General features: G+C 72.0%; 11 protein-coding genes, 1 tRNA gene and 1 other RNA gene. 5 read left to right on the top strand and 8 right to left on the bottom strand.

The genetic code is table 11. From position 1 onward, the window contains the following. Positions 1–8: 8 nt before the first annotated feature. From ACPEH0_RS05265 to ACPEH0_RS05250, 4 genes are all read right to left on the bottom strand, one after another. Positions 9–899, bottom strand: coding sequence for a carbohydrate ABC transporter permease (locus ACPEH0_RS05265; RefSeq protein ID WP_366213888.1), 891 nt, complete (start codon positions 897–899; stop codon positions 9–11). Next, complete coding sequence (locus tag ACPEH0_RS05260; RefSeq protein ID WP_359919472.1) at positions 896–1,840, bottom strand: carbohydrate ABC transporter permease; 945 nt, start codon at positions 1,838–1,840, stop codon at positions 896–898. Before ACPEH0_RS05260 ends, ACPEH0_RS05265 begins: the two co-directional genes overlap by 4 nt. 4 nt (positions 1,841–1,844) lie before the next feature. Further along, positions 1,845–3,206, bottom strand: a complete 1,362-nt coding sequence (locus tag ACPEH0_RS05255) for an extracellular solute-binding protein (protein WP_217530850.1) — start codon at positions 3,204–3,206, stop codon at positions 1,845–1,847. A gap of 109 nt (positions 3,207–3,315) precedes the next feature. After that, entirely contained in the window at positions 3,316–4,548 is a 1,233-nt protein-coding gene (locus ACPEH0_RS05250) for an ROK family transcriptional regulator (RefSeq protein ID WP_366213889.1), read from the bottom strand. Between the two features lie 92 nt (positions 4,549–4,640). On the opposite strand from ACPEH0_RS05250, the gene ACPEH0_RS05245 reads away from it, so the two are divergent. Beyond that, a complete protein-coding gene (locus ACPEH0_RS05245) occupies positions 4,641–5,159 on the top strand; it encodes a GNAT family N-acetyltransferase (RefSeq protein ID WP_217530854.1) in 519 nt (172 codons plus the stop codon). 19 nt (positions 5,160–5,178) lie between these two features. Here the strand turns inward: ACPEH0_RS05245 and ACPEH0_RS05240 are convergent, their stop codons facing one another. After that, positions 5,179–5,979 carry a hypothetical protein gene (locus ACPEH0_RS05240; RefSeq protein ID WP_366213890.1) on the bottom strand — a complete coding sequence of 267 codons (801 nt, stop codon included), beginning with the start codon at positions 5,977–5,979 and terminating at the stop codon, positions 5,179–5,181. Positions 5,980–6,127: 148 nt separating this feature from the next. On the opposite strand from ACPEH0_RS05240, the gene ACPEH0_RS05235 reads away from it, so the two are divergent. The 3 genes from ACPEH0_RS05235 (at position 6,128) to ACPEH0_RS05225 (ending at position 7,576) form a co-directional block, all read left to right on the top strand. Beyond that, entirely contained in the window at positions 6,128–6,574 is a 447-nt protein-coding gene (locus ACPEH0_RS05235; protein WP_064003028.1) for an SRPBCC family protein, read from the top strand. Positions 6,575–6,647: 73 nt separating this feature from the next. Continuing rightward, positions 6,648–7,424 (top strand): isocitrate lyase/PEP mutase family protein, encoded by a 777-nt coding sequence (locus ACPEH0_RS05230; protein WP_366213891.1) that lies wholly within the window; start codon positions 6,648–6,650, stop codon positions 7,422–7,424. 60 nt (positions 7,425–7,484) lie between these two features. Then, positions 7,485–7,576: transfer RNA gene (locus tag ACPEH0_RS05225), tRNA-Ser, on the top strand. A gap of 55 nt (positions 7,577–7,631) precedes the next feature. Here ACPEH0_RS05225 and ACPEH0_RS05220 read toward each other — a convergent pair. The 3 genes from ACPEH0_RS05220 to ACPEH0_RS05210 form a co-directional block, all read right to left on the bottom strand. After that, a complete protein-coding gene (locus ACPEH0_RS05220) occupies positions 7,632–9,872 on the bottom strand; it encodes a transglutaminase TgpA family protein (protein WP_366213892.1) in 2,241 nt (746 codons plus the stop codon). After that, entirely contained in the window at positions 9,862–11,046 is a 1,185-nt protein-coding gene (locus ACPEH0_RS05215; RefSeq protein WP_366213893.1) for a DUF58 domain-containing protein, read from the bottom strand. The genes ACPEH0_RS05220 and ACPEH0_RS05215 overlap by 11 nt, the downstream gene beginning before the upstream one ends. A gap of 76 nt (positions 11,047–11,122) precedes the next feature. Then, complete coding sequence (locus ACPEH0_RS05210; protein WP_366213894.1) at positions 11,123–12,154, bottom strand: AAA family ATPase; 1,032 nt, start codon at positions 12,152–12,154, stop codon at positions 11,123–11,125. A gap of 91 nt (positions 12,155–12,245) precedes the next feature. Here ACPEH0_RS05210 and ffs point away from each other — a divergent pair. Then, positions 12,246–12,342: signal recognition particle sRNA small type (ffs, locus tag ACPEH0_RS05205), an RNA gene on the top strand. Positions 12,343–12,345 lie beyond the last annotated feature (3 nt).

The raw sequence follows: 12,345 nt of genomic DNA, 5'->3' as shown, positions 1-12,345 counted from the left end.
GGGACGGGTCAGCCCTTCACGGCGCCCGAGAGGGCGAACGAGCCCCCGAGGCCGCGGGTGACGAGGAGGTAGAGCCCGAGGACGGGGAGCGAGTAGAGCAGGGAGTAGGCGGCCAGGCGTCCGTAGGCGACGGTGCCGTACTGCCCGAAGAAGGCGTAGATCGATACCGCGGCCGGCTGCCAGTCGGGCGTCAGCAGGAGGACGAACGGCACGAAGAAGTTGCCCCAGGCCTGCAGGAAGACGAAGACGAAGACGACGCTCAGGGCGGGGCGCATGAGCGGCACGACGATCGTCCACAGCGCGCGCATCGCGCTCGCCCCGTCGACCCAGGCGGCCTCTTCGAGGCTCACCGGCACCGAGTCCATGAAGTTCTTCGTCATCCACAGCGCCATCGGAAGGGCGCTCGCGGCGAGGAACAGCGCCACCGCCCACGGCTGGTTGATCAGCCGGACCTGCACGAACAGGCTGTAGACGGGCACCATGATCGCGGTGATCGGCAGGCAGCTCGCGAAGAGCACGGAGTAGAGGAACGGTGCGTGGAACCGCGACCGGTACCGCGAGAGCGGGTAGGCGGCGAGGACGGATGCCACGACCGTCACCGCGGCCGCACCCGTCGAGAGCAGCAGGCTGTTCACGAGCGGGCGGAGCGTCAGCTCGGGGGTGAGGACGTCGGCGAAGTTGTCGAGGGTCGGGTCGGTCGGCCACGCCACGCGATAGGTCGCCGCCGAGTCGATCGAGGCGAGGACGACCCACGCGAGCGGCGCGGCGAACACGATCCCGATGATCACGAGCACGAGGTTCGCCCAGAACCGCGTCGCGCCGCGTCGCGGTGAGGCGACGCTGGGCGCATGGGGGGTGCGCCGGGTCGCGGTGGCGACGGTCGCGGTGGCGGTGGTCACGCGACACCCCCTCGGCGCCGCAGCGACACGACGTACGCGATCGAGAAGACGGCGCCCAGGGCGAGCATGACGATCGCGATCGCGTTGCCGTACCCGATGTCGCCGAACGAGAAGGCCTCGCTGTAGGCGAGCACGGGGAGGGTGCGCGACAGGTCGCCCGGGCCGCCCTTGGTCATGACCCAGATGAGGGTGAACACCGACAGGGTCTGCAGCGTCGTGAGCAGCAGGTTCGTGAAAATCGTCCCCGAGATCATCGGCAGCGTGATGTAGCGCAGCCGCTGCCATGTACCGGCGCCGTCGATCATCGCCGACTCGGTGACCTCGGGCGGCACGTCGTCGAGCGCCGCGCGGTAGATCATCATCGAGAACGCGGTGCCCCGCCAGGTGTTCGCGAGGATGACCGCCAGCAGCGGCAGGGCGTAGAGCCAGTTGGGTCCCTCGATCCCGACGAGCGACAGCGCGCCGTTGAGCGTCCCGTCCGCGGAGAGGAACGCGTAGCCCACGAAGGCGGCCACGATCTCGGGCAGGACCCACGCCGTCACCACCAGGACGCCCACCGTGCCCGCGACGACCCTGCTGCCGGCGCGGAACAGGACCGCGAGCAGCAGCCCGAGGACGTTCTGCCCGACGATGGCCGAGCCGATGACGAAGACGACGGTCAGCAGGACCGACAACGGCAGCACCGGATCGGTGAACAGCCGGGCGTAATTGTCGAGGCCGATGAACTCCGGCTTCGCCGCCCCCACTCCCGTCAGGGCGCGGTCGGTGAAGGAACCGACCGTCGCCCAGACGATGGGGCCGGCCAGGAAGACGAGGAGGAGGCCGACGGCGGGGAGGAGCGGGAGCGCGCGCGTCGGGGAGAGGCGCATGTCGACCCGACCGTGGCCGCGGCGGCGGGGCGACGCGCGGCGGTCCTGCTGCGGCGCGAGCGTCGTGCTCACGGGGTCATCCGGTGATGACCCCGTCGTCGCCGACGATCTCGCGGACGGCGTCGTCGTAGGCGGCGGCTGCTTCGGCGGGCGACTGCTGTCCCGTGATGACCGCCTCCGTGGCCTGCTGCGCCGCGACCGAGATCTTGGGGTAGTCGCTGTTCGCGGGTCGGAAGTGCGTCACCGAGACGGCATCCGTCACAGCGCCGACGAACGGGTTGGCCTCGAGATACGTCGGGTCCTCGGCGACGTCGGAGCGCACCGCGATCTGCGCATTGTTGATCGCGTACCAGAGCGCGTTCTCCTTGTTGAGGACCGTCGTCATGAAGTCGAAGGCGAGGTCGGGAACGTCCGTCTGCGCCGATGCCGCGAGGGTCCACCCGCCCGACATGCTGACGCCGCCGGGCGCCTGTCCGTCCTGCGTCGGGAAGAGGGCGACCCCCATCGTGTCGGTGTACTCGGGCCACGGGTACTGACCGCCCTCGGCCCAGAACGACGGGGTGTACGAGCCCTCGACGGTCGCCCCGAGGGTGCCCTTCGGGAACCACTCGCCGAAGACGGCCTGCCACACGTTCGGGTCGAGGGCCTGATCGGCGCTCACGGCGTAGCCCTCGTCGTAGAGGGTCTGCAGGAACGTCAGCGAGTCGATGAAGCCCTGCGATCCGACGACCCACTTGCCCGCGTCGTCGTCGTACAGGCCGGTGCCCTCGCCGGTGCCGTAGAGCAGCTCGTAGAAACTCTGCATCACGGTGCCCTCGCCGGTCCCGGTGCCCGCGTACATGTTGAACGGCACGACGTCCGGCTGGCTCTCCTTGATCGCGGCGGCGGTGGCGAGGATGTCGTCCCAGCTCTCGGGCTGCCAGGGCGTGGCGATCCCGGCCTTCTCGAGGACGTCCTTGTTGTACCAGATGACCCGCGTGTCGGTGCCGAGCGGCAGGGCGTAGGTCCCGCCGTCCTCGCCCTTGCCGGCGTTCCGGCCGGCCTCGTCGAACATCTCCCAATCGGCCCAGTCTGCGAGCTTGTCGTCGAGCTTCAGGAGGTAGCCGGCCTCGGCGTCGCTGCGGACGGTGAAGGTGTCCTCGTAGAAGACGTCGGGGGCGGTGTCGGGCGAGGCGAGCGAGAGCTGCAACCGGGTCTTGTAGTCGTCGTCCGTGGCGGTGATCGGCTGCAGGTCGACGGTGATCCCCTCGTGGGATGCCTCGAACTCCTCCTTCGCCGTCTTCATCAGGGTGTCGAGCACCTCGAACGAGTCGGTCTTCGCGTAGACGACCGTGACGGTGTCACCGTTGCTTTCACCTCCCTCAGCGGAGCACCCGCCGAGGAGGAGGGCGGCAGCGGTCGCTGCGGCGATGGATGTGACGACGGTGCGAGCTTTCACGGTGCCCCCTTGCTCCGGATCGTGGCGTCCACGCGCGACGGCGGGACACGGTAAGTCAAACCGATGGACATAGCGGAGTCAAGACGCCTTGCGGCGTCGGGCGCCGGGCTCACGCAGACGGCACCAGAAGCGAGGTCGGCCGGGGCGTCAGGGCCTCGTCGAGGATGAGGCACGCGGCGCCGATCGCCCCGACATCCGACCCGAGTGCGGTGCCCGCGATCGAGAGGGGATGGACCCCGCGTGCGACGCGCATCTCGTCGAGGAGCGGGGGGATCGCCTCGGTGAAGGTCGGTCCGACGCGGTCCCAGAGCGGACCGCCCATGACGATGCGGTCGACGTCGAGCAGGTTGGAGACGACGGCGAGGGCGCGGGCGACGTGCACCGTGCACCGCTGCAGCAGGTCGCGGGCGCGCTCATCGCCGTCCTCGGCCATGCGGACGAGCCGGGTGAGCGCGGCATCCACCCGCGTCGGGTCGTCGGACTCGCGGTCCGCCTCGAGCACGCCGCGGCGCTCGGCCTCCTCGACGAGGGGGAGCGGCGCGCACGTGACCGCGATGCATCCGCGCAGTCCGCACGCGCACGACGGACCCTCGGGGTCGACGACGATGTGTCCGATCTCGCCGGCGTTGCCCGACCCGCCGCGGACGACCTCGTCGCCGACGACGAGTCCCACGCCGAGCCCGGTGCCGAGGTACAGGAACGCGAAGTTCGGGGCCCCACCGGGAGCGGCGACCCACTTCTCGGCGACGGCCGCCGCCGTCACGTCCTTGTCGAGCACGACTGCCAGCCCGGTGGCCTCGGCGATCGCGTCACGGAGGGGGACGCGGTCCCAGCCGAGCAGGTTGGGCGGGTCGACGACGATGCCGCGGTCGGCGTCGATCGGTCCGGGCGCGGCGATCCCGAGGCCGACGATCCGGCTGCGGTCGATCCCCGACTCGGACAGCACGGCGTGGATGTCCTCGATGAGGACGGCCACCGTGTCGACCGGGTCCTGTGCGCGCGGCGTGGCGCGGGCGTGGCGGGCGACGACCTCGCCGTCGATCGACAGGACGACGACCGTGATGAGTCCGGGATCCAGGTGGACGCCGACGGCGTAGCGGCTGCTTCCGACCAATCGCAGGGTCGTACGCGGCTTGCCGCGCCCCGAGCTCGTGCGGCCGGCCTCCTCGACGATCCCCGCATCCAGCAGGCGCTGGACGATGTTGGACACGGTCTGTGCGGACAGCCCGGTGGCGTCGGCGAGCTCGACGCGGCTGTGTCCGTGGGCCCGGCGGATCTGGTCCAGGACGACAGCCTCGTTGTAACCACCGACGCTGGGTTGATTGGCGCCGCGTCTGGCCATGGGTGAACCTGCTTTGCTCCGGGTGTGCGGTGGCTTGAGCGTAGCGCGCCGCGTCCACGGCGGCGATCCGACGCCGCCGCTACATTCGAGGCATGGCATCTCCCTCCGCGCTCCCTGCCCGCACGCTCGACGACGGCGCCGTCCTGCGCGCTGCGGCGCCCGGCGACGAGGCCGGCATCCTCGCCGCGATCCACGCGCTCGCCGTGTACGAGCGGGAGCCGGATGCCGTCCGCACGACGACGGACGATCTCACCGCCACGCTGTTCGGCGACGACCCGAAGGCCTTCGCCCACGTCGTCGAGCGGGACGGGGGGATCCGCGCCATCGCCGTCTGGTTCCTCACCTACTCGACCTGGACCGGACGCCACGGCATCTGGCTCGAGGACCTCTTCGTCGATGAAGCGGACCGGGGCCGCGGGTACGGTACGGCGCTGCTGTCCTCCCTTGCCGCCGTCGCGGTCGAGCGCGGCTATCCGCGACTGGAGTGGACGGTGCTCGACTGGAACGCGCCCGCCGTCGGCTTCTACCGGTCCATCGGCGCCGAGGCCATGGACGAGTGGACGACGCAGCGGATGACGGGCGACGCGCTCGCCGCCCTCGCGCGGCGCTGATCGCGACGCGTTCGCCGACTCAGCTCAGCGGCGAGATCGTGACCGGCTCGCCGAGGCCCGACAGCTGCTGCGTCAGCGTCGCCGTCCGCCCGAGGAATCCGGTGGTCGACTCCGCCGCGACGGGGCGGAAGTCCTCCGTCAGCCACAGCGTGTAGGCGTCGATCGGGATGCCGTACCAGTCGTACGCCGCCGTGCTCTCCAGGCGGTAGGCCTCGACGGACCCGTCGGGCGTCTCGACCGGCTCGGGCGCGGCCGAGACCGACCAGGTGTCGCCGCCCCCGATGAGGTCGCCGATGAAACCCGGGTCCGAGAACACGCGGTACGCCTCCGCCGCGGCTCCGGCTGCCTGTTCGGTGGGATCGGCGGAGTCCGGATCGGCGACGACGGGCCCGTCGCCCTCGTCGATGAGCATGTCGCCGTCGACGAAGCTGATGGCCACCGGCCCGCCGCCGGTCTCGAGGTCGCCACGGAACTCGAACATCGGGTCGTAGTGGTACGAGATCTCTCCGGCGAGCTCGTCGCCGGAGATGGTGAGCGTGCCGGTGTCGTAGCGCACGAGGACCGCCTGCAGGCAGGGGCCGAGGTCCGACCCGGCGACCGTCCCGGAGGCGAGGTCGAGCGTCTCGCACTCGACGGGCGTCTCGACGACGGGCGCGCCGGCCGTCGCGTTGGGGGTGGGGGACGCGGAGGCGGGCGGTGCCGCAGATGCGGATGCCGAGGCGGTCGGCGACGTGCTCGGGGCGGGGGTCTCGGCGGCCGAGCACCCCGCGAGAACGAGCACGGCGGTCGCGGCGAGCAGGGGCAGGGCGGGGGTGCGCACGATGCGGCTCCTTGCGGGGGACGGGTCGGCAGTCGCGGACGAGCCTATCGCCGCTTCTATCCGTTCCTCCGTCGCTCGTGCAAGCCCCTGGAGAGGACGAGCGCATCGGGAGCACGATGGGCGGCACGATCACGACGAGAGGAAAACCGTGGCCAGCATCATCGAGACCGTCGATGTCAGTGTGCCGGTGTCCACCGCGTACAACCAGTGGACCCAGTTCGAGTCCTTCCCGCACTTCCTGAGCTACGTCGAGTCGATCACGCAGATCGACGACACGACGAACCGCTGGAAGGTGAAGATCGGCGGAGTGGAGCGCGAGTTCACCGCGCACATCACCGAGCAGCATCCCGACGAGCGTGTCGCGTGGAAGAGCGTCGACGAGGACCACGCCGGGGTCGTCACCTTCCACCGGCTGAGCGACACCGAGACGCGCGTCACGGTGCAGCTCGACTGGAAGCCCGAGGGCTTCGTCGAGACCGTCGGCGCCGCCATCGGAATCGACGACCACGCGGTCAAGAAGGACCTGCAGAAGTTCAAAGAGTTCATCGAATCCCGCGGCGCCGAGACCGGTGCCTGGCGAGGCGACGTGGGGTGAGCGGACGGCCCGTCCTTCCGCTCGCGGCGGCCCGGTGGTGCATTCCACCGGGCCGCCGTGGCACGGTGGAGGCATGACCACCCTCTCCGTCGAAGGCCGCGCTCGCCGCCTTCGCGAACTCCACGCCGCCCCCGAGATCCTCCGTGTCGTCAACGTGTGGGACGTCGTCTCGGCCAAGGCCGTCCTCGCCCTCCCGGACACCCGCGCGATCGCGACGGCCGGGCACTCGATCGCGGCATCCTTCGGCTACGACGACGGCACGATCCCGCTGGAGACCACCCTCGATATGGTGGGCCGCATCGTCGCCGTCGCCGGCGACATCCCCGTCACCGCCGACCTCGACGACGGCTACGACGACACCGGCGACACCACCCGCCGCGCCATCGGGGCGGGCATCGTGGGCGCCAACATGGAGGACCGGCTGCGCCCGTTCGACGAGTCGGTCGCGCGCGTCGCGGCCGTCGTCGCCGCCGCCGAGGCGGAGGGTGTGCCCTTCGCCCTGAACGCCCGCACCGACGCGTTCGTCCGCGGCGGCGGCCGCCCCGTCGAGGAGTCGATCGCCGACGCGATCGCGCGCGGACGCGCCTACCTGGACGCCGGCGCCGATGTCGTCTTCGTGCCGGGGGTCCTCGACGCCGAGACCACCTCCCGCCTCGTGGAGGGCATCGGCCGGATCAGCGTCATCGGGCTGCCCGGTGCCCTCAGCGCCGGCGAGTACGAGAAGCTCGGCGTCGCCCGCATCTCGTACGGCCCCCTGACCCAGCGCGTCGCGCTCACCGCGTTCCAGGACGTCGCGGCCGACCTCTACCGCGACGGGGTGATCCCCGAGAGCACCCGCGCCCTGAACTGACGACGGATGCCGCGCCCCGCGCGCGGGCCGGACGACCCCCGCGTGGTAGGCTCTTCCGTTGGAAGCGTGTCCGAGCGGCCGAAGGAGCATGGCTGGAATCCATGTAGGCGGGGTAACTCGTCTCGCAGGTTCAAATCCTGTCGCTTCCGCCACAACGAAGCCCCGCACCCGAGTGGTGCGGGGCTTCGGCGTTCCCTCCGGGGCGGCTCAGCGGCGCACCGGTGTCTCCTCGGCGAACGTCGACCCCGGGCGGATGACCAGCGATCGCGGCACGAGACGCGCGATCCGGCGCCGCGACGCCGCGACGGCCGAGTACAGCGCGGCGCGGACGGCGGCGGCATCCGTCGCCATCGTCGCGCCCTCGTCGCCGAATGATCCCGGCGGCGCGTAGCTGGCGCGTTCGACCGCGTCGACCAGGCGCTCGATGGCGTCGGCGGGGGCGCCGTGGTGACGACGCAGGCGGGAGCCGAACGCGCGGGGCGACTCGGAGTCCGGCACCGGGATGCCGAGATCGATCGCGGCATCCTGCACGAGACGCCATGCCGCCACGGCGCTGCCGGCGCGGGCCTGCGCGGCGCGGCGACGGGTGACCGTGGCGCTCACGAGGGCCGGCAGGGCCAGCACGACGAGGATCGCCGCGACGATGCCGACGACGGGCAGCGCTCGCGTGACCGAGGCGGTCGAGGTGGGCGTGGTGCCGGCGGTGGGGTCGTCCTCGGGCCGCGGTGCCGCCGAGGCACTCGAGGTCGGCTGCGGCGTCGAGCTCGCCGTCGGCTCGGGTTCGGGCTCGTTCGAGCCGTCGTCGTCCGAGGCGAACCGCTGCGCGGTGCCGAGGCTCTTCGTCGGCTCGAACCCGACCCAGCCGATGCCCTCGAAGAAGACCTCCGGCCAGGCGTGCAGCTGCGCCGTCGTCGCCTGGTAGACCCGTTCGCCGTCGACGACGTCGCCCGTGGCGAGGCCCGGGAGGAACCCCACGACGACCCGCGAGGGCATGTCGAGCGACCGGGCCATGAGGGCGAACGCCGAGGCGAAGTGCACGCAGTAGCCCGATCGCACCTGCAGGAACCGCGAGACGGCCTCGACACCCGGTCCGTCGAACCCGTCCTCGACAGGCGCCTCGAGCGAGTAGTCGAACTCCGGTCCGCGGAACCAGGACTGCAGCGCCAGCAGCCGGTCGTAGTCGGTGCCGGCGTCGGCGGTCACCTCGGCGGCGAGGGCGCCGATGTCGCCGGGCGTCTCGGCCGGGAGTCCCCGCGCGTCGTCGGGGCCGCCGCGCGCCTGGGCGGCGCGGGCCTGCTCGATCGTGGGCGCGGGGCTGCGGGTCACGACGTCGAAACGCTGACCGCGCGCCGCCGAGGAGGGGGACACGACCGTGCCGTTCTCCGCCGCGATGCGCCAGGTGCCGCTCAGGCCCTCGAACGACACCGCATCGGCCGGGACGGGAAGCTGCGCCGAGGACAGGTCGAGCACCTCGACGGTCCGCGACGATTCCACGATCTCGATGCCCTCCGCGGCGGAGTCGTCGGGCTCCCACTCCTCGACGGGCACGGTGCGGGCGCGGTCGGGACGCCACGACCCGCCCTCGAGCTCGGTGAGGGTGGCGACCCGCAGGTACGAGGGTCCGCCGTTCGCACTCCACTGGCGCACGACGGGGACCTCGGCCGGGCGCCGCAGATCGTCGCCGAGGTTGAGGCTCGCGTCGATCCTCGTGCCGCCGCCGAACCCGCCCGCGGGGGCGACGGCCGTCGGCAGGACGGGCGCGACGATGACGGCGATGACGACAGCGGATGCCGCGATCACGGCGGCCACGCCGCCGACACCGCCCCGGGGCGCGGCGGGCTGCAGCGCGCGGTGCCGCGCGCGCGTCTCGGTGCGCATGAGCCACAGGAGCGCGAGGGCGAGGAGCGCGAACGCCCACAGGTCGACCGCGCGGGGGACGGCGATCGTCGGGATGAGCCAGACGGCGATCAGTGCGATACCGCCGAGGAGCGGCATCCGCGCCGTCAGGACGACGTGGTCGAGCGCGATGGTCAGCACTCCGACGGCGCCGACGATGAGGAACGTCAGCGACGCCGAGGCCTCGAGGGGCGCGACGCCGACGGCGATGTCGGAGCTCGCGATCTCGAGCAGCCGCGGCACCCGCGCGAACGCCTCACCGGACGGGATGACGAGCAGCCACGCGACGTCGGAGAAGAACACCGCCGTCATGATCGCCGTCCACAGCGCCAGGAGGGCGAGGGTGACGACGCCGGCCACGAGCCGGAGGCGCCGCAGGAGGTAACCGGCGCCGAGGAGGAGGGCCGAGAGCACGAAGGCGAGCGCCGCCCACGCACCGCCGGCGATCACCGAGAACAGCGGGATGAGCGCCGCGACGATCGCCAGGAGCAGCGCGATCGTCGACGGACCGTCGTGGCGGGGCCGTTCCGCCTCGATCCGGTCAGTCGACATGACCGCGGCCTTCGGGGAACCCCGCCATGCCCGACCACAGGGTGTCGATCTCGTCCTCGGGTTCGAGCCGGTGGACGCGCCAGCCGCCGTCGCGGGCGATGCGCATCGCCTCGGCCGACCCGCCGAGCGCGAACAGCACCGGGAGGCTGCTGTGGGTGACGATCGGAAGGAGGGCCGCGGCATCCTCCGCGTCGATCTCGCCGGTCGCGACGACCACGGGGCCGAGGGTCGTCCCGGCGAACAGCGTCGAGAGGGTGTGGAGGTTCCCGTCCCGTCGCGCGGTGAGCGTGGCGAAGCCCGTCGTGAGCGCCTCGAGCGCCGTCGTGTCGCCGCCCTCGAGCGGCTCGGCCATCTCCGAGCCGTCCACGTCGACGATCGTCACGCTGTACCCCTCCTGCACGAAGCGGTGCGCGGCCGAGACCACGATCGAGACGGCCGCCTCGAAGCCCGCGTCCTCGCCGGGGGAGCGCAGGGCGTCGCCGCTCCACCGCGTCACGCTCCGGTCGAAGACGATCACTGCCTCCGGGTTCGACTCGCGCTCCTCCTGACGCACCATGAGCTCACCGCGGTGCGCGCTGGCGCGCCAGTGGATGCGGCGCATCGAGTCGCCGGGCGCGTACACGCGCGGGATGAGGTTGTCGGCGCCCTGCCCGAGCTTGTCGGTGACGGACTGCATCGTGCCCCCGGCGGCTCCCGGGAGTTCCTCGAAGGCCTCGAGCGGAACGACGGCGGGCGCGATGGTCAGAGGGACGGTGCCGCCGAGCTGCTGACGCCGCCGGCTCAGTCCGAACGCATCGGTCGTCTCGACGACGAGGGGGCCGATGGGGCGCACGCCCCGGCGCCGGGCCTGCACCCGGTACGAGATGTCGACGCTGTGCCCGCCCGAGACGAGACCCGACCGCAGCGCGGGGTAGACGCCGCTCGGTTCGCCGTCGACGCCGCGGGGCAGTCGGTCCCGCCACGTGCCCACCGCCGTCGGGAGGACGGTGCGCGCCTCGACGTGGGCGCGGACGTCGACGTCGCCCCCGACGCTCGCCACGGCGGGCGCGAACGAGCGGCGCACGCCGTCGTCGCGGTGTCCCAGCCAGAGCGACGCGAACGAGACGCCCACCGCCGCCAGCAGCAGCACGCCGAAGAAGACGAGCGCCGGCACGGAGAAGATCTGGGCGCACACGAACGAAGCGAGTCCGACCAGGACCGTTCCTGTGCCCCGAGGGGTCAGGGGCCATCGCGTCATGTCGTCGGACCGCTCAGCGCGCGGCGACGGGGACGCGCACCGAACGCACCACCGAGTCGAGCACCGACGTCACGAGGTCGGCGCCGCCCCGGCCGCGCGCCATCGCACCGCCGCGGGCGGCGATGAGGCGGTGGGCGAAGACGGGTTCGAGCAGCGTCACGAGGTCGTCGGGGATCACGTACTCACGGCCCTCGAGCGCCGCCCACACCTTCGCGGCGCGGACGAGCTGCAGCGTCGCGCGCGGGCTCGCCCCCAGCCGCAGGTCGCTGTGCTCGCGCGTCGCCCGCGAGAGCGCGACGGCGTACTCTTCGACGGCGGGGGAGACGTGCACCGAGCGCGCCCAGGCGATGAGGGCGGCGACGCGTTCGGCCGAGATCACGGGGCGTATCGCCTCGAGCGGGTTGCCGCTGTCGCGCTGGCGGAGCATGAGCGCCTCGTTCGCGGCATCCGGGTATCCCATCGAGATGCGCATCATGAAGCGGTCGCGCTGCGCCTCGGGAAGGGCGTAGGTGCCCTCCATCTCGAGCGGGTTCTGCGTCGCGACGACGAGGAACGGGTCGGGGAGGACGCGGCTCGTGCCGTCGACCGTGACCTGGCGCTCCTCCATGGCCTCGAGGAGGGCCGACTGGGTCTTGGGCGACGAGCGGTTGATCTCGTCCGCGATGACGACGTGGGCGAAGATCGCCCCCGGCTTGAACTCGAACCTGCCCTCGGACTGGTCGTAGACGCTCACACCGGTGACGTCGCTCGGCAGCAGATCGGGAGTGAACTGGATGCGGCGTACCGTCGCCCGGATCGACGCGCCCAGCGCGCGGGCGAGCATCGTCTTGCCGACGCCCGGGACGTCCTCGATGAGGAGGTGCCCCTCGGCGAGCAGGCACACGAGCGCGGCGCGGACGGCGTCCGGCTTGCCGTCGATGACCTGCGACACCGAGGCGATGAGGGCATCGGTGGTCTCGGCGAACACCGCGGCATCCACTCCGGTCGCTGCCCATGACGTGGAAGCGCCCCCCGGCGCCGTCATCGTCGTCTGGTCGTCGGTCATCCGTCCCCCTCACGCGGTCGGCGCATCAGCGCACCCGACCCGATGCTAACCCGCCCGTCACGGGCGGGCGCCCGACGTCGGGTAGACTTGCAGCAGCTCTCCGCGAGACGGCATCCAGGCCAACTCCCCCAGGACGGAAACGTAGCAAGGGTAACCAGGCTCTGCCGGGTTCGCGGAGAGTCTTTCTTTTG

This window comes from Microbacterium sp. NPDC079356, from assembly GCF_049545465.1.
Taxonomy (GTDB): domain Bacteria; phylum Actinomycetota; class Actinomycetes; order Actinomycetales; family Microbacteriaceae; genus Microbacterium; species Microbacterium gawkjiense.
Note: the sequence above shows the minus strand (reverse complement) of the source record. Positions and strands in the feature narration are given on the sequence as shown.

Excerpts from the sequence above, each read along its gene's own strand:
- ACPEH0_RS05210 (WP_366213894.1), bottom strand. The coding sequence starts at position 12,154 with ATGACCGACGACCAGACGACGATGACGGCGCCGGGGGGCGCTTCCACG.
- ACPEH0_RS05250 (WP_366213889.1), bottom strand. The coding sequence starts at position 4,548 with ATGGCCAGACGCGGCGCCAATCAACCCAGCGTCGGTGGTTACAACGAG.
- ACPEH0_RS05220 (WP_366213892.1), bottom strand. The coding sequence starts at position 9,872 with ATGTCGACTGACCGGATCGAGGCGGAACGGCCCCGCCACGACGGTCCG.
- ACPEH0_RS05245 (WP_217530854.1), top strand. The coding sequence starts at position 4,641 with ATGGCATCTCCCTCCGCGCTCCCTGCCCGCACGCTCGACGACGGCGCC.
- ACPEH0_RS05230 (WP_366213891.1), top strand. The coding sequence starts at position 6,648 with ATGACCACCCTCTCCGTCGAAGGCCGCGCTCGCCGCCTTCGCGAACTC.